General features: G+C 64.1%; 14 protein-coding genes. 11 read left to right on the top strand and 3 right to left on the bottom strand.

All coding sequences use genetic code 11. The features are described from left to right. A complete protein-coding gene (gene hutH / locus PG879_RS11615) occupies nt 1-1,533 on the top strand; it encodes a histidine ammonia-lyase (protein ID WP_270830220.1) in 1,533 nt (510 codons plus the stop codon). Between the two features lie 193 nt (nt 1,534-1,726). Here hutH and PG879_RS11610 read toward each other — a convergent pair whose 3' ends face one another. Together PG879_RS11610 and PG879_RS11605 are read right to left on the bottom strand one after the other, a co-directional pair. Continuing rightward, nucleotides 1,727-2,824 carry a calcium:proton antiporter gene (locus PG879_RS11610; RefSeq protein ID WP_010672612.1) on the bottom strand — a complete coding sequence of 366 codons (1,098 nt, stop codon included), beginning with the start codon at nt 2,822-2,824 and terminating at the stop codon, nt 1,727-1,729. A gap of 151 nt (nt 2,825-2,975) precedes the next feature. After that, a complete protein-coding gene (locus PG879_RS11605; RefSeq protein WP_103858939.1) occupies nt 2,976-4,511 on the bottom strand; it encodes an EAL domain-containing protein in 1,536 nt (511 codons plus the stop codon). A gap of 517 nt (nt 4,512-5,028) precedes the next feature. Here PG879_RS11605 and PG879_RS11600 point away from each other — a divergent pair. Beyond that, entirely contained in the window at nt 5,029-6,948 is a 1,920-nt protein-coding gene (locus tag PG879_RS11600) for an EAL domain-containing protein (protein ID WP_010672614.1), read from the top strand. On the opposite strand, the gene PG879_RS11595 is transcribed toward PG879_RS11600, so the two are convergent. Beyond that, the gene (locus PG879_RS11595; RefSeq protein ID WP_181023119.1) at nt 6,945-7,859 is read right to left on the bottom strand and encodes a 1-aminocyclopropane-1-carboxylate deaminase/D-cysteine desulfhydrase; all 915 of its coding nucleotides are present in this window, start codon (nt 7,857-7,859) and stop codon (nt 6,945-6,947) included. The genes PG879_RS11600 and PG879_RS11595 overlap by 4 nt on opposite strands. 120 nt (nt 7,860-7,979) lie before the next feature. On the opposite strand from PG879_RS11595, the gene PG879_RS11590 reads away from it, so the two are divergent. The 9 genes from PG879_RS11590 (at nt 7,980) to mshE (ending at nt 16,150) form a co-directional block, all read left to right on the top strand. Continuing rightward, on the top strand, nt 7,980-8,843 hold the full coding sequence (locus PG879_RS11590) for a hypothetical protein (RefSeq protein ID WP_041214302.1): 864 nt from the start codon (nt 7,980-7,982) through the stop codon (nt 8,841-8,843). Further along, entirely contained in the window at nt 8,843-9,436 is a 594-nt protein-coding gene (locus tag PG879_RS11585) for a PilN domain-containing protein (protein ID WP_103858941.1), read from the top strand. Before PG879_RS11590 ends, PG879_RS11585 begins: the two co-directional genes overlap by 1 nt. Next, complete coding sequence (locus PG879_RS11580; RefSeq protein ID WP_103858942.1) at nt 9,436-10,083, top strand: MSHA biogenesis protein MshJ; 648 nt, start codon at nt 9,436-9,438, stop codon at nt 10,081-10,083. Before PG879_RS11585 ends, PG879_RS11580 begins: the two co-directional genes overlap by 1 nt. Nucleotides 10,084-10,111: 28 nt before the next feature. Beyond that, nucleotides 10,112-10,441, top strand: a complete 330-nt coding sequence (locus tag PG879_RS11575) for a SctD/MshK family protein (RefSeq protein WP_048209253.1) — start codon at nt 10,112-10,114, stop codon at nt 10,439-10,441. Nucleotides 10,442-10,511: 70 nt separating this feature from the next. Further along, nucleotides 10,512-12,188, top strand: coding sequence for a pilus (MSHA type) biogenesis protein MshL (gene mshL, locus PG879_RS11570; RefSeq protein ID WP_103858943.1), 1,677 nt, complete (start codon nt 10,512-10,514; stop codon nt 12,186-12,188). Continuing rightward, nucleotides 12,167-12,349 (top strand): hypothetical protein, encoded by a 183-nt coding sequence (locus PG879_RS11565; RefSeq protein WP_270830218.1) that lies wholly within the window; start codon nt 12,167-12,169, stop codon nt 12,347-12,349. The genes mshL and PG879_RS11565 overlap by 22 nt, the downstream gene beginning before the upstream one ends. Further along, nucleotides 12,340-13,230 carry an ExeA family protein gene (locus PG879_RS11560; RefSeq protein WP_103858944.1) on the top strand — a complete coding sequence of 297 codons (891 nt, stop codon included), beginning with the start codon at nt 12,340-12,342 and terminating at the stop codon, nt 13,228-13,230. Before PG879_RS11565 ends, PG879_RS11560 begins: the two co-directional genes overlap by 10 nt. After that, nucleotides 13,227-14,363 (top strand): tetratricopeptide repeat protein, encoded by a 1,137-nt coding sequence (locus PG879_RS11555; protein ID WP_103858945.1) that lies wholly within the window; start codon nt 13,227-13,229, stop codon nt 14,361-14,363. The genes PG879_RS11560 and PG879_RS11555 overlap by 4 nt, the downstream gene beginning before the upstream one ends. Nucleotides 14,364-14,437: 74 nt before the next feature. After that, complete coding sequence (gene mshE / locus PG879_RS11550) at nt 14,438-16,150, top strand: MSHA fimbrial ATPase MshE (RefSeq protein WP_043154387.1); 1,713 nt, start codon at nt 14,438-14,440, stop codon at nt 16,148-16,150. Nucleotides 16,151-16,197: the final 47 nt, after the last annotated feature.

Here is a 16,197-nt window from a genome sequence, read left to right as displayed (position 1 = left end):
ATGTTCGAACTCAATCTGCAACCGGGCAAACTCTGCCTCGCCACCCTGCGTCGTGTCAGTCGCGAGTCGGTACACGTCAGCCTGGATCCGGCTGCTCTGGCGGGGATCCACGCCTCCGCCGCCGTGGTCACCAAGGTGATCGAGCAAAACCGGGTGGTCTACGGCATCAACACCGGCTTTGGCCTGCTGGCCAACACCCGCATTCCGGTGGAGCAGCTGGACGAGCTGCAGCGTTCCATCGTGCTCTCCCATGCGGCAGGGATTGGCGAGTACATGGAGGACGCCACCGTACGGTTGATGATGGTGCTCAAGGTCAACTCGCTCGCTCGTGGCTTCTCCGGCATCCGGCTGACGGTGCTCGAGGCCCTGATGACCCTTATCAACGCCGAGGTCTACCCCGTGGTGCCGAAGAAGGGCTCCGTCGGCGCTTCCGGCGATCTGGCGCCCCTGGCCCACATGAGCTGCCTGCTGATCGGTGAAGGCAAGGCCCGTCACAAGGGCGAGCTGATCGACGCCGCCACGGCCCTGAAGATTGCCGGGCTGGAGCCCATCGCCCTGGCGCCGAAAGAGGGGCTGGCCCTGCTCAACGGCACCCAGGCGAGCACCGCCTTCGCGCTGGAAGGGCTGTTCCATGCCGAGGATCTCTACGCTGGCGCCATCACCATAGGGGCCATGAGCGTTGAAGCGGCGCTGGGCAGCCGCCGGCCGTTCGATGCCCGCATCCACGAGGTGCGCGGTCAGCGCGGCCAGATCGATGCGGCCGCCTGCTACCGCCACTTGCTGGTGGACGGCAGCGAGATCGGCATGTCCCACCACAACTGCGAGAAGGTGCAGGATCCTTACTCCCTGCGCTGTCAGCCCCAGGTGATGGGTGCCTGCCTGACCCAGATCCGTCAGGCCGCCGAGGTGCTGGTGTGCGAGGCGAATGCGGTCTCCGACAATCCCCTGGTGTTTGCCGAGGATGAGGAGATCATCTCCGGCGGCAACTTCCACGCAGAACCCGTGGCCTTTGCCGCCGACAACCTGGCCCTGGCCATCGCCGAGATCGGGTCGCTGTCGGAGCGGCGCATGGCGCTGCTCATCGACTCGCGCATGTCCGGCCTGCCGGCCTTCCTGGTGAACAACGGCGGGGTGAACTCCGGCTTCATGATCGCCCAGGTCACCTCGGCGGCCCTGGCCTCCGAGAACAAGACCCTGGCCCACCCGGCCTCGGTGGACAGCCTGCCCACCTCGGCCAACCAGGAGGACCACGTCTCCATGGCCACCTTCGCCGGTCGCCGGCTGGCGGACATGGCCGAGAACACCCGTGGCATCCTGGCGGTGGAACTGCTGGCAGCGGCCCAGGGGCTCGACTTCCGCGCTCCCCTGCGCTCCACCGAGCTCATCGAGCTGGCCAAGGGCCGTCTGCGGGAAGAGGTCAGCTTCTATGACAAGGACAGGTACTTTGCACCGGACATCGAGGCGGCGGCCGCCCTGCTGGGCCGTGCCAGCTACAACGACCTGATCCCGGCCGGGACTCTGCCCAGCCTCTGAATTGGAGCCTGAGTAACCATAAATAAGACCGCCCATGGGGCGGTCTTTTCATTTCCGTCTCCCGCGCCTCGCGTCGGGGCCATCGGAAGCGCGCTGCGCAGAGTGGCAGCAGGCAGGTGGTGGCGGCCTTATCCGTGTTCAAACATCCGGAACAGACAAACCACGAACAGCACCGGGGTGAGTGCTGGCAGCCTTATCCGTGTTCAAACATCAGGAACAGGTAAACGACAAACAGCACAAGATGGGTGGCGCCGTGCAGGGCGTGGGTGCGGCCGCTGCTGAAGGTCACTTTACAGACCATGAGGGTGGTGATGAGCAGCACCATGTCGGCAGGGGAGAGGCCCAGGCGCACTTCCTGCCCCATCAGGGAGCCGATGAAGAGCACGGAGGGTACCGTGAGGGCGATGGTGGCCAGCACGGAGCCGAAGTAGAGATTCATGGCCCGCTGCAACTGGTTGTTGAAGGCCGCCTTGATGGCGCCGACCGCTTCGGGAGCCAGCACGATACAGGCGACGATGAAACCACCCAGCGCCATCGGGGCTTCCATCACGTGCACCCCGTAGTTGATGGGGATGGCCAGGGTCTTGGCCAGCAGGATCACTACCACCAGGTAGGCGAGCAGCAAGAGGGTGTGATAGACGTTGCTCTGCAGCGGGCCGTGGTGATCCTCGAGATCCTCGTGATCACTGTCGACGAAGAAGTGGCTGTGGCTGCGGGTCTGGATCAGCAGGAAGACACCATAGAGCAGGATGGAGATGATGATCAGCATCCATGACATGGCCTTGGAGAGGCTGCCCAGGGTGCCGCCCTGGGTGAAGTTCGGCAGGACCAGACAGAGCAGTGCCAGGGGAATGATGGCCACCAGATAGGATTTGACCCCGTCCAGATTGAAGTTCTGGGTGTGATAGCGCCAGCCGCCAAACAGCAGGGTGAAGCCCACCAGACCGTTGGTGACCAGCATCACCACCGCGAACATGGTGTCACGGGCCATGGTGGGATTGGGATCGCCGGTCAGCATGACGGAGGAGATCATCACCACTTCCAGGGAGATGACCGAGAGGGTCAGGATCAGGGTACCGAAGGGTTCCCCGAGCTTGATGGCGAGGGCGTCAGAGTGACGCACGACGGAGAAGATGGCCCAGGTCACGATGGCAAGCAGGGCCAGCGACACCGGCAGGTAGACCGCAAGGGGGGTTGTCTCTGCCAGCAGGTCGCTCCCCAGGGTTTTGAAGAAGAGCAGGGTCAGCAGACCGGCAGGCAGAGCAATCTCTTGTCGGATAAAAGACTTCATAGGCAGTGGTTCTCATCTCGGGGCGGCCTCGGCCGACGGGGTATGGAGCGACTTGGTGCACCCAAGGTGCACAGACCCATGATAAGGGGAGATGCTCCTCATGCGGAGCATCATTTTGTTGCAAAGGGTGAGAGACGGGGCAGATACCGCCTCAGTGCGGGTCGGAGGGGTTGGTTGTCTCGCCCTCTTGCCATGCCATCAGCCAGATCTTCAGTTTGCTCAGGGGCATGGGCTTGGCATAGACGTAGCCTTGGATCAGGTGGACTCCGTGGCGATGCAGGTATTCCACCTGCTCCTGGGTTTCGACCCCTTCGGCGATCATCTCCATGCCCGATTTGAGGCCGAAGGCGATGGTGGCATCCAGCACGCTGCGCTTGAGGTCGTCCGTGCCTATGGTATCCACGAACATCTTGTCGATCTTGATCTGGCGAATGCCGAGCCGTTGCAGGTAGGCAAAGCCGCCATAACCGGTGCCGAAGTCATCCAGCTTGAAGTGATAGCCCCTCTCCTGCAGAGCGGCGATCTCCGCCATGGCCCCCTGGATGTGCTTGATGGGATCCCGCTCGGTGAGTTCGAAGGTGAGGCGGGCCGGGGAGGGCCAGCCATGGCGCTGCAACTGGGTGCGCAGACGAGGTTGCTCGATATGGCCCGCCACCAGATTGACGCTGACCCACTGGTGCGGGGCCAGGACGGGGAGATCCGCCAGGATGCGCTCCAGCAGTTGATCCGTCATCGGCAGGATCAGCCCCTGCTCCTCCGCATAGGCGATGAAGGTGCCTGGCGACACCAAATCCCGTCCTCGCTGCCAGCGCAGCAATGCCTCGAATCCCACCACCCTTCGGTTTCTGCTGTCCACTATGGGCTGATAGAAGGGGATGAACTCCCGCCGAGCCAGCCCTCTTTGCAGCAACCCCTTGAGGGAGCGCCGGTAGTTTCTAAGGCTCCAGTAGAGGGCCGCCAGCAGCGCCCCCAGTGCCCCGGCCGACCAGAGGCCATCGCGGTGTATCTGTGAGCGGGCGTAGCGTTTCAGTGCCTCGCCAGCCCAGAGGGTCTGTTCCACCTGATGCTGGGGGTCGAAACTGAGCAGCCGCATCGGGTTTGCCTCTTCTCGAATGTGCTTGTTGCCACGGGGGAAAAAGAGCCCGGACTGGGTCGGGTGCTTGTGGTTGAACTCCAGGTAGAAACAGTCGTTGCAGGGGGTGCGCAGCAGCTCATGGCTCCAGCTGCTGTCGAGCACCCAATAGGCCAGATTGCCGTTGCGTCTCGCATAGACCAGGGTTTCGCGTTCGGTATCGAACATGGGGGCCGTGCTGGAAATATGAAAGTCGGGGGAGACCGGTATGCCGGCGTCGGCAAGCTGGGGCAGGGCGGGGCCCAGGGTGGAGCAGCCGCTCCCGTTGGCAAGCTGCAGGCCGGCCAGGCGAATATGGCGGTTGTAATACTGGGGTGAGCGCAGCAGCGCCATGTCTTTGGGGCCGCAATCGAAGGCAAAGTGGGCGAGTTGAGCGGGGACATCGTGATCCAGGAGCTGGTTGCGCTCCTGCTGGTAGTCGAGCAGAGCCCTTTCCTTTGTCTGCAACAGGTGGTGAGCCAGCTTGTCGCTCAACAGGGGGGTGAGCAACAGCATCAGCAGCGGGGGCAAACAGAAGAGGCCCAGAGGAATCCATAACGGAGATCGTGCAGACATGGTGGGCCCCCTTCTTCCCTGAAATGAAACAACCCGATTGAGACTCAAGCATCATAGCATTAGCTGCATCGATTTGAGCCAAGTTGGTCACACTTGGAACAAAAACGATAATTAATTGATAAATAAAGGATATGGCTACACACCTGAACAAGATTCAATCGCTGACCTGTCATAAATGACAATTGTCCAGCTTATCTGAAGTGGCTAAAGTAGCGGTGCGGTTTGACTCACCGTGTGTTCAATACTCCTGTATCTATTTTTGTCAGTAGCACAGAGTGTTAGTTTTGATATGAGTGTTTCTTTTGGTCCCCGTTGTGGGACCATTTTTCTGTCCGCTCCTCAGCCTGTGTCCCCTCGTTTGCTCCCTTGATGCCTCTCTCTTTTGCGACCTGCACTACGGCGCTGCATGACGCATCCGCCCGCTTATTTGCAGAAGCGGGATCTTCATCCATAGGCGGCGTTTGGTCTGGGCTGATACCATGATGCCCTATGGATGCTGTCGGCTACGGAAAGGCACATGAAACTGACAACTCAACTCGTCTCTTTTATTACGCTGTGCGTGATCTCGGCCATGGCCATGGTGATGCTCGGCGGGGTCTTCAGTTTCCGCCAGATGGGAATGGAGCTGCAGCAGAACCGGGTCGACTCCCTGGTAGAGATCATCGACAAGCAGCTCGGGGTGACCGATGACCAGCAAGCCCTTGCCCGCTGGCTGCCCTCCCTGTTGCGGGCCTCCCATGTGGTGGAGCTGGAGATCCGTCAGGACAAGCAGCGGGTCTACTGGTTTCGCGACGTGCAGCAGCAGACGGATGAGAGCCTGCTGATCGCCTACAGCGAGGCGATCCCCAATCAGGCCGGGATGCGGGCCGACTTCAAGCTGGACAGGCCGTTCAAGGAGTTCGAGTACTCCATGAAGGCGATGTTCGGCATCTCTCTGGGTATCTTCATCGTGGTGTTCGGGCTCTGGTACTCCATCCGCTGGCTCCGTCAGCAGTTGCGCGGTGCCGAGCTGCTGGCGGAGCGTGCCCAGCTGATCCTGGATGGCAAGCTGACCAAGCTGGCCCATGACCCTGCCGAGGAGTGGCCCGTTTCGGCCAGTCAGGCCCTCACCCATCTGCTGACCGAGCTGGCCGACGCCCGCAAGGAGCGCAGCCGCTTCGACAACTTCATCCGCAGCAACGCCTTCGTCGACAAGACGACGGGCATCGGCAACCGCCTCTTCTTCGACAACCGGCTGGAGAGCGCCATCATGGAAGCAAGTGTGATCAGCGGCGGCGTGCTGCTGATCGAGCTGGCCGGTCTGGAGGAGCTGGATCCCGAGCTGAGCGGGCGCCCGAGCCAGGAACTCCTGATGGAGGCTAGCGCCACCATCGCCGCCTTCGTGCGAAAGCACAGCGGAGCCCTGCAGGCGCGCTATGCCGGTCAGGTCTTTGCCGTGCTGCTGCCGAACATGTCAGAGAGCGAGATGGTGGACGGTGCCAGCCAGTTGCTCAAGAGTCTGCAGCGGCTGCACTGGCCCGAAGCGGTCAATGCCGACACCGCCGTCTATCTCGGTGCGGTCTGCTATCAAGCACAGGATTCCCTGCTCAAGGTGCAGGAAGAGGCGGAGCTGGCGCTCAAGAGCGCGCGCCTGCAAGGACACAGCGGCTGGTTCCTGTTCGAGAAATCCCTCAACGAGGAGGCGAGCAGCAAGGGAACGGTGCGCTGGCGCACCCTGATCAGCCGTCGCATCGAGGAGCAGGGCATCGACTTCTACGTCCAGCCTGTGCAGCAGGAGCGGGATCAGGTGGTGTTGCAGCAGGAGCTGCTCATCCGCCTTCACGACGAGCAGGGCCGGGAGCTGCAGGCGGGGGTCTTCATGCCCATGGCGGAGAAGGCCGGTCTGCTGCTGCCGCTGGACAGGCTGGTGGTGGCCCGAGCCTTGCGACTGCTGCGCCAGCGACCGGCATCGAGCTGCCCCATCAGCCTCTCTCTGTGCGCCCAGAACCTGCTCACCCGCGAGTTCCAGCGCGAGCTCTTCTTCGAGCTGTTCCAGTTGCCGCGCAGTACCAACGAGGGGTTGATCCTGCAGTTGTCGGAGTCCCAGGTGACCCGCCACTACGAGGCCCTCAAGCGGCCGCTTCGGGCGATGCGCATGCTGGGGTGCAGGCTGGCCATCGATCATGCGGGCCAGGACGTGGTGAGCACCCAGTACATCAAGGAGTTCGAGATCCACTTCCTCAAGCTGCACCCCAGCCTGGTGCGGGAGATCCACCTGCGCCAGGTCAACCAGATGGCGGTACGCAGTCTGGTGGGGGGCTGTGCCAATACCCAGGCCCGGGTCATCGCGGTGGGGGTAGAGAGTGGCGACGAGTGGAAGATGCTGCGACACCTGGGCGTGCATGCCGGTCAAGGTCCCTGGTTTGCCGACCCCGAGCCCCTCAACCTGCCTGACTAGCGTTCCGGCCGGGGTGACAGGCGGCCCTGCTCCTGCAGGCCCGCCAGCCCCTGCAAGCCACCTGTGTGGATGAAGATGATCTTGCTGCCGCGCGCAATGCGGCCTGCCGCCAGTTCGCGAAACAGCCCCCACATCGCCTTGCCACTGTAGATGGGTTCCAGCGGCAAGCCGGTTTCGGCACTGAATGCCTGCACCCATTGCCAGAGTGCCGGACTAAACCTGGCATAGCCGCCGTCGTGGTGATCCAGCGCAATGCGCCAGCCCGGAGTAGTGGCCGCCGCCGGATGCAACCGGCATACCTCGCCGGTGATGAAGTCGGCCCCCTTGAGCACCGCGATGGCCAGGATCTGCTCCTGTGCCCGCTTGCCCGCGATGAGCCCCGCCAGGGTGCCGCCGCTGGCGCAGGGCAGCACCCAGAGATCCGGCGAGAAGGGCACCTCGTCGACAAGCTCGGCCACTCCGGGGATGGCCAGCGGGCTGCTGCCTCCTTCCGGTACCAGCAGGGTGTCGTCATCCTCGAACCTGGCAAGCCATTCGGGATCCTGGCGCCGGCGATAGTCCTGCCGGTCGACAAAAACGAGATCCATGCCCCAGCCTTTCGCCGCTTTCAGGGTGGGATTGCTGACGGTATCCCCTTCACCGCGTATGATGCCCGTGGTGCGCAGTCCCAGTCTGAGTCCTGCTGCGGCCAGGGCGTGAATGTGATTGGAGTAGGCGCCGCCAAAGGAGAGGATGTGGCCCTTGCCCAGCATCTGTGCCTGTTGCAGATGGTATTTGAGCTTTCGCCACTTGTTGCCGGAGAGGGTCGGGTGGATCAGATCGTCCCGCTTGCACCAGAGCGTGACGTCATGGGCTGCCAGCAGAGGATGCCGGATCCGGTGCAGGGGGGAGGGGAGCTGAAGGGGAGCCATGGGATCGTCTCCCGTGGGTGCCAGCGTGGCCGTCGATGCGTCGTTTGTCATAAAGTTGGAGGCTAATAGCCTGTTTATGTTAAGGTTTAGTCCGTTTTACGCGGCCAGGTGAAGATCCAGATGAAGTCACTGTTCAGGCGTTCTCCCTCCAGCCATCAGGTCGGGATCCTGCTGGCCAGCGATCGCATTCTGCTGGCCTGCGTGGACCCCGTTCCCGTGTTTGCCAGCCAGCCTGTCAACGGCCCCCACGACTGGTCCAAGGCCCTGGCCGAGCTGTTTTCCCGGCACGGTCTGGCCAAGTCTAAGGTGCGGGTGGCCCTCGCGGCCAGCCTTTATCAGCAGATCCAGATCGACAAGCCTGCCGTCCCCGATGCCGAGATGGCGGGGGCCCTGCCCTGGGCCATCAAGGATTTCGTCAACGAGCCGGTGTTGCAGCTCGCCATGGATTATGTGGACCTGCCGACGCCCCCTGCCGGGCGTCCGCGCATCAACGTTGTCTGCATGCCCAAGAGCCGGGTGCAGCAGGTGGCGGATGCGGTCAACGGCGCGGCGACCCTGGAGGCCATCGTCAGTGACGAGCTGGCCATGACGGCCCTCTACGAGGCGGACCAGATGGTGCGCATGCTGCTCTGGCAACCCCGGGGGCAGGAGCTGCAACTGCTGGTCTTCCATCGGGGCGGACTCTGTTTCTCCCGCCAGTTGCGTGGATTTGCGAGCCTCACCGGCAGCCATGAGCCAGATGCCGACCAGCTCGACGCGCTGGCGCTGGAGATCCAGCGATCCATCGATTATCTGGCCGGCCATCTCAAGCTGCCCGAGCCCGGCCAGTTGCAACTGGCCATCGCCTCCTCCGCCATGGGGGTACTGGTGCGTCACCTGGAACAGACATTCGGTTTCCCGGTGTCGGCCATGGCAAACAAGGCGGTACTGGCAGGAGTCGAATACCTCAGTGCCTATGGCGCGGCCCTGGGCAGGAGCGACTGATGAAACACCATATCAACCTCTATGGCGCCGAATTCCGGCCAAGACGCCTGTGGGCCAGCCTGCCCCAGATGGCGTTGGTCTGGGGCGGCGTCCTGGTACTGCTGCTGGGGGCCACCCTCTTCTATGGCTGGCAACAGCAGGGCCTCGATCGTGAATTGGCTGGCGTGCGGGCACAGCTCGACGTGCAGCGCGGCGAGGCCAGGCGTCTCGATGCGGAGCTGGCGCGCCATCTGGCGAATGTAGACTTGCAGCGGCAACTGGCCGACAAGCGGGAAGAGCTGGGGGCGAAACAGGCGCTGATGCAGCAGCTTGGCCACCTCTCCCTGCAAAAATCCCAGGGCTATGCGGGGGTGATGGCGGACCTTGCCCGCCTGCGGGATCCCCGCCTCTCCCTGCAACGGCTCGAAATAAGCGACGGGCGCATCAACCTCGCGGGCGTGGCCGAACGCAGTCAGGACGTGCCTGCCTGGGTGAACCGCTTCAAGCAGACCCCCTCCCTGGCGGGCAAGCAGTTTGGCGAGCTCACCCTGAGTCGGGACAAGGAGGGCCAGCTTGCCTTCCAGCTCAGTGGCATAGCGCGGGAGACTCCCTGATGGACATGAAGGCACAATGGCAGGGATGGGCGCAGCAGATCGCAGCCCTCAGCCTGCGCGAGCGGATCCTCATTCTGTTGACCGGGGTCGTGCTGCTCGGGGCCATGGGCATCTATGGCTGGCTGGATGACGCCGACACCCGGCTGGGCCAGGATCGGCAGGCCCTGGCTGCGGCGCAGCGGGATCTGGAGATCCTGATTCTGGAAAACCAGGGCAAGCAGGCCAGGCTGGGGCGGGATCCCGATGCCCAGGTACGCGAGCAGCTCGCTGGTGTCGAGACCACTCTGCGCCAGATGGATGCCGAGCTGCTGGCTCAGACGGTGGATCTGATCCCCGCCCACGAAATGCCCGCGGTGCTGGAAGCCCTGTTGTCCCGCTCCGCCAACCTGCATATGCTGGCGCTCACCTCCCTCAAGCCCGAGCCGCTGATGGCCGGGGAGCAGAAGGTGAACCTGTTCAGGCACGGCATCCAGCTTCAGCTGGAGGGCGGCTATTTCGATGTCTACCAGTACCTGAAAGCGCTCGAAGCCCTGCCTCGGCACTTCTACTGGAAGGGCTTTGACTACCGGGTGGTCGAGCATCCCAAGGCGGCGGTAGCGATGGAGATCTACACCCTCAGCACCAGCAAGGAGTTCATCCGTGGTTAAGCGGCATGTCGGCGGGACGGGATCCCGCATTTTTGCCTTCCCATCCTGGCGCTGGCTGGCCCTGTGGGGGAGCCTGCTCGCGCTGCAGGCCCAGGCCGAGGTGCTGCAGGATCCCACCATGCCCCTGGCGGGATCCGGCTCGGCGGCGAGTGTCGCCAAGGAGGCCGGTCTGCCCAGGTTGCAGAGCGTCATCCTGGGGAGCGGGCCCGCCCTGGCGGTGCTCGACGGTCAAAGCTACCGGGTCGGCCAGCAGGTCAACGGATTCCGGCTGGTGGGGATCAGCGCCGACAGCGTAGTGCTGGAAAAAGCGGGCAAACGCCAGACACTGACCCTGTTTGGCAGCAAGATCCGGATGTGAAGTGGGTGTCGCACGGGATGGTGCGGGCCAGGTTTGTCGAGTTTCATAGCGAGTCAGGTGCACGAATAACATGAAAAAACCCCCTTTTTGTCTGCTTCCCCTCGCGCTGGCGGTGGCGGGTTGCACTACCTATCGTCACCCCGAGCCGGTACAGGCCAAAGATGCACTCAAGCAGGCGATGAGCGAGCAGAGCCCGACCGCCCCCCTGACTTCCCTGCCGCCCTCGGTGCAGAGCGAGCTGTTGCAGCTCAATCGTCCCCAGCAGCCGATGACCATTCCCGAGAAGCGGATGCGCATCGCGGCCCATGACGTGGACGCGGTGGAGTTCTTCGGCTCCCTGTTCAAGGGCTCCCGCTACAGCGTGGCGGTCCATCCCGGTGTGGCGGGCGTCATTTCGGTAGAACTCAAGGACGTGACCCTGCAGGAGGCGCTGGCGACCGTCGGCGACATGTACGGCTTCGACGTACAGCGCAAGGGCAACGTGTTCCACGTCTATCCCGCCGGTCTGCGTACCGAGACCATTCCGGTCAACTACCTGATGATGGCCCGGCGCGGTCTCTCCCGTACCTCGGTGAGCACAGGCGGGGTGACGGCCAACGACAACAACAATGGCAATAACAACAACTTCGACAACGGCCTGAACAACAGCGGCAACAACAACAGCCAGGGCAACACCGCCAGCGGTGACAACAACACCAACAGCAACGGCACCCGCATCGAGACGGACAGCAACAACGACTACTGGACCGATCTGCGGGATTCCCTGCAGACCCTGATCGGCACAGGGGAAGGGCGGGCCGTCATCACCAGTCCCCAGGCGGGCCTGGTCACGGTGCGTGCCTATCCCAAAGAGCTCAAGGCGGTGCGCGAGTTCCTGGACCAGTCCGGCGAACACCTCAAGCGCCAGGTGGTGCTGGAAGCGCGGATCCTGGAAGTGTCCCTCAACGAGGGTTACGAGCAGGGGGTGGACTGGAGCGGCCTCTCCGCAAGCTGGGACGGCGGCAAGGGCATCACGGGGGGCGGCTCCCTCATGGACAGCCCCATCGCTTCGACCCCCAACCAGATCTTCCGGGCTCTGGGGGGCGGCGCCGGTTTCACCATCTCTGATGGCAACTTCAACGTCGCGGTCAGCCTGCTCAAGACCCAGGGGGACGTGAACACCCTCTCCAGCCCGCGCGTGACGGCCACTAACAACCAGAAAGCGGTGATCAAGGTGGGGACGGACGAATACTTCGTCACCAACGCCTCGACCACCACCACCACCTCGGGGACTTCGGCCCCCATCGTCACCCCGAACGTGGAGCTGACCCCCTTCTTCTCGGGGATAGCCCTGGACGTGACGCCCCAGATCGACGAGCAGGGCAAGGTATTGCTGCATATCCACCCCTCCGTCATCGACACCGAGGAGCAGAGTAAGACCATCAGCGTCGGCACCGCCGATCCCCTGGTGTTGCCGCTGGCCAAGAGCTCTATCCGCGAGTCCGATACCGTGGTGCAGGCCAACAATGGGGACATCATCGTCATCGGTGGTCTGATGAAGACCGACAGGCAGGAGATCGTCAGCAAGGTGCCCCTGCTGGGTGACATCCCCTGGGTCGGCGAGGCCTTCACCAACCGCCGGGAGAGCAACCGCAAGGTGGAGCTGGTGATCCTGCTCAAGCCCACCGTGGTGGAAAAAGACACCTGGCAGAAAGAGCTGCAACGCTCCTCCGAGCTGCTCGACAAATGGTATCCCCCCAAGGGCTGATCCGGGATGACGCGCCTGTTGAGCACTCCTTCTCCCATGTGGTGGCGCTTCCCGGCTGCTGCCAGTCTGCCCTGCCCGACGGCGGTGGCGCCATGTCGCTGATCCGGGGCTGTCTGCGGCTGCGCGCCCTGGACTCTGGCCGGGAGGGAGCATGTATCTGAGCCACTTCGGACTGCGGGAGGCTCCCTTCGGCCTGACCCCGAACACCGGTTTCTATTACGGCCTGCCCCCCCACGAGGAGGCCATGCAGGTGCTCAACTGGGCGCTTTCCCAGGGGGAGGGGTTCATCAAGGTGACCGGCGAAGTCGGCACCGGCAAGACCCTGCTCTGTCGCAAGCTGCTGAGCGAGCTCGGCTCCGAGGCCTGCCCGGTGCGTCTGGCCTGGCTGCCCAACCCCCATCTCACTCCGGGGGAGCTGCGCACGGCCCTGGCCCTGGAACTGGGGTTGACGCTGGCGGGGGAGAGCGAGCTGGATCTCACGGATCGCATTCACCGCCATCTGATCTCCCTGCATCGGCAGGGGAGCCGGGTGGTGGTGCTGATCGACGAGGCGCAAGCCCTGCCGGACGAGACCCTGGAGGCGATCCGGCTGTTTGGCAACCTGGAAACCGAATCCAGCAAGCTGCTGCAAATCGTGCTGTTCGGCCAGCCCGAGCTGGATGCCAGGCTCGGGCAGCCCCGTCTTCGCCAGTTGCGCCAGCGCATCGGTTTTTCCTACCGCCTGCGGCCGCTGCGGCTCGACGAGACCCGGGCCTATCTGGAGTACCGACTGCAGGTGTCCGGCTATCGCGGGGCCGCCCTGTTCGATGGCCGCGCCCTGCGCAGGCTGTGGCGCGCATCCCGCGGCATTCCCCGCCTCATCAACATACTGGCGCAGAAGTGCCTGATGCTGGCCTATGGTCGCGGTGTGCGGCGGATCGACAGCGCCCTGGTCCGGCTCGCCATCCGGGATACCGATGATGTCCGCCGTGGCCGTCTCACCCTCTGGTGGCCCCTGTTGTTGTTGTTGGGCACCGCCCTGGCGTATGGAGTCTGGTCATGAGCGTGATCAATCAGATGCTGAAAGATCTGGATAGGCGTCAGCAAGAGGCCGAGGGAGCCGCCGTCTATGTGGCGCCGGTGCGCCAGCAAGGCTGGTGGATGCTGGTGCTGACCCTGCTGTGTACCCTGGCCCTGGGGATCCTCGGCTGGCGCACCTGGATCTTCTGGCAGCAGAGCCTGCGAGCCTCCCTGCCAGCGGCGCAGGTCGAGGCCCCCCGCACCGCCCCTGCGGTGGCGCCATCCGCGCCCCTGGCGGTGGTGGCCACCACGCAGGCGGTCTCCTCTGCTGCGCCAGTGGCAAAGGTGCCCGCCGCCAGTGCCGAGTCGACCGCCGCGAGAGTGGCCCCCTCCGCAGCCGAGCAGGCTCCGGCCGATGAGGCCGTGCTCGCCGATGAGGGCAATCCGGAGGAAGCGCTGGGGGACGAGACGATCCCGAGCGACGAGGAGCTGCAGCCGGACCTCTATGCCGAGCTGGCCGCGGAGCAGAGCGCCGAAGAGGCGCCTGCACCCGCCGCGCCGCGCAAACCCGGGATCCTGAAGATCGAGACGGTGGAACTCTCCGACGCCGAGCTGGCCACCCTGGCCGAGCGCAAGGCGACCACGGCCATGGCCAAGGGACGGATGCAGGAGGCGCAGGATGGCTACTACGAGGTGCTGGCCCACGATCCCCACAACCAGGGGGCGCGGGAACAGCTGGCGGGCCTGCTCTATGGCGCCGGACGGCTGACCGAGGCCGCCCAGGTGCTGGAAGAGGGGCTGAGGCTGGATCCCGCGCAGGCGGACCTGCGTCTGCTGCTGGCCCGTGTGGCCATCAGCGTAGGGGATCGGCAGAAGGCGCTGGATTGGCTCACCGGCTATCAGCCCGATATTGCCAGCAATCTGGATTATTACGCCACCTGGGCCGGCCTTGCCCAGGAGCTGGGGCAGCCTGTCCAGGCGTCCGAGATGTACGTCAGGCTGTTGCGCCAGCAGCCAGATCAGGGGCGCTGGTGGCTGGGACTGGGGGTGGCGGAGGATGGTCAGGGACACCGTCAGCGGGCACTGGATGCCTATCGCAATGCCCAGTTGCACGGCAATCTGGGGGAGGCCTCCACCCAATGGCTTGAACAACGAATTGGCCAACTGACCCATTGATTAAAGCGGCAGTTCGATGAGCCCATGCCATCGGACCAGGCAGCGGGCGTGAAGCAACAGAGATCGGAGCAACAATGGCACAACCCAGACTGAAAATGCGCCTAGGCGACCTGCTGGTACAGGAACAGATCATCTCGGATGATCAGCTGCAGCTCGCCCTGCAGCAGCAGCGCCAGACCGGCCGCAAGCTGGGGACCACCCTCATCGATCTCGGCTTCATCAGCGAGGTGCAACTGCTGACCTTCCTCGCCCGTCAGCTGGATGTGCCCTTCTTCGATCTCAACAACCTCACCATCGACGTCTCGGCCGTGGCGCTGTTGCCCGAGGTGCAGGCGCGCCGCTACCGGGCGCTGGCCGTCAACCTGAGCGACGACAAGGTCACCGTGGTGATGTCGGATCCGGCGGATCTGAGCGCCCTCGACGCCATCGCTGCCCTGCTCAGCCCGCGGGAGTTGGTGCTGGCCGTGGCCCGTGAAGGCCAGCTGCTGGAGTATTTCGACCGCCTCTATCGCCGCACCCGGGAGATAGAGAACTTCGCGGTGCAACTGCACGAAGAGCACCAGGAGACCGGCTTCGAGCTGGGGGCCGGCAGCCTCAATGCCGCAACCGACGAGGGGGAGGCGACGGTGGCCAAGCTGCTGCGCTCCCTGTTCGAGGACGCGGTACAGGTGGGTGCCTCCGACATCCATATCGAACCGGACGAGAAGGTGCTGCGCATTCGCCAGCGTATCGACGGCGTGCTGCATGAGAACATCCTCAACGAGGTGCGCATCGCCCAGGCGCTGGTGCTGCGCCTCAAGCTGGTGGCCGGGCTCGACATCTCCGAGAAGCGTCTGCCCCAGGATGGCCGTTTCAACATGAAGGTGCGCGGCCGCGACGTGGATGTGCGGATGTCCACCATGCCGGTGCAGTACGGCGAGTCCGTGGTGATGCGGCTGCTGGATCAATCCTCCGGCATCTTGTCGCTCGCCGAGACCGGGATGCCCCCCGCCATCCTGACCCGCTTCCGCCGTCAGCTCAAACGCCCTCACGGCATGATCCTGGTGACGGGCCCGACCGGCAGCGGCAAGACCACGACGCTCTACGGTGCCCTCTCCGAGCTCAACCAGGCCAGCCACAAAATCATCACGGTGGAAGACCCGGTGGAGTACCGCCTGCCCCGCATCAGCCAGGTGCAGGTCAATCCCAAGATAGGGCTCACGTTCTCCCAGGTGCTGCGCTCCACCCTGCGCCAGGATCCGGACATCCTGCTGGTGGGGGAGATGCGGGACAACGAGACGGTGGAGATCGGCCTGCGCGGCGCCATCACGGGTCACCTGGTGCTGACCACCTTGCATACCAACGACGCCGTGACCAGCGCTCTGCGTCTCATCGACATGGGGGCGCCCGGCTATCTGGTGGCGAGCGCCCTGCGGGCCGTGGTGGCCCAGCGCCTGGTGCGGCGGGTGTGTGAACACTGCGCCTGCGAGACAGCGCCGGACGAGGGGCAGGCCACCTGGCTCTCCGTGCTCTCCGGTGAAGCGCCGGGGCAGCATCGCTATCGCAAGGGGCGGGGTTGCCAGAGCTGCAACTTCACCGGCTATGCGGGCCGGATCGGGGTGTACGAGCTGCTGGAGCTGGATCAATCCATGATGGATGCCCTGCGCCGCAACGATGCCGAGGGGTTTGCCCGGGCGGCACGGGCGCACGAGCACTACCGCCCCCTGGCCCTGACGGCGCTCGACTATGCCCGCGAGGGGATCACCTCGGTGGACGAGGTGCTCCGGCTGGCCGAGGACCTGGGGTAACGCATGAGGCATCTGGATCGTACTGAATCACTCTGCCGGGGTCGCCC

This window comes from Aeromonas sp. QDB63, assembly GCF_027707425.1.
Lineage (GTDB): Bacteria > Pseudomonadota > Gammaproteobacteria > Enterobacterales > Aeromonadaceae > Aeromonas > Aeromonas caviae.
Note: the sequence above shows the minus strand (reverse complement) of the source record. Positions and strands in the feature narration are given on the sequence as shown.

Bases quoted from the DNA above. Each gene is read 5' to 3' on its own strand.
- PG879_RS11610 (WP_010672612.1), bottom strand. From the start codon at position 2,824: ATGAAGTCTTTTATCCGACAAGAGATTGCTCTGCCTGCCGGTCTGCTG.
- mshE (WP_043154387.1), top strand. From the start codon at position 14,438: ATGGCACAACCCAGACTGAAAATGCGCCTAGGCGACCTGCTGGTACAG.
- PG879_RS11590 (WP_041214302.1), top strand. From the start codon at position 7,980: ATGAAGTCACTGTTCAGGCGTTCTCCCTCCAGCCATCAGGTCGGGATC.
- PG879_RS11585 (WP_103858941.1), top strand. From the start codon at position 8,843: ATGAAACACCATATCAACCTCTATGGCGCCGAATTCCGGCCAAGACGC.
- PG879_RS11605 (WP_103858939.1), bottom strand. From the start codon at position 4,511: ATGTCTGCACGATCTCCGTTATGGATTCCTCTGGGCCTCTTCTGTTTG.
- PG879_RS11555 (WP_103858945.1), top strand. From the start codon at position 13,227: ATGAGCGTGATCAATCAGATGCTGAAAGATCTGGATAGGCGTCAGCAA.
- PG879_RS11600 (WP_010672614.1), top strand. From the start codon at position 5,029: ATGAAACTGACAACTCAACTCGTCTCTTTTATTACGCTGTGCGTGATC.
- hutH (WP_270830220.1), top strand. From the start codon at position 1: ATGTTCGAACTCAATCTGCAACCGGGCAAACTCTGCCTCGCCACCCTG.
- mshL (WP_103858943.1), top strand. From the start codon at position 10,512: ATGAAAAAACCCCCTTTTTGTCTGCTTCCCCTCGCGCTGGCGGTGGCG.
- PG879_RS11560 (WP_103858944.1), top strand. From the start codon at position 12,340: ATGTATCTGAGCCACTTCGGACTGCGGGAGGCTCCCTTCGGCCTGACC.
- PG879_RS11595 (WP_181023119.1), bottom strand. From the start codon at position 7,859: ATGGCTCCCCTTCAGCTCCCCTCCCCCCTGCACCGGATCCGGCATCCT.
- PG879_RS11565 (WP_270830218.1), top strand. From the start codon at position 12,167: ATGGTATCCCCCCAAGGGCTGATCCGGGATGACGCGCCTGTTGAGCAC.
- PG879_RS11580 (WP_103858942.1), top strand. From the start codon at position 9,436: ATGGACATGAAGGCACAATGGCAGGGATGGGCGCAGCAGATCGCAGCC.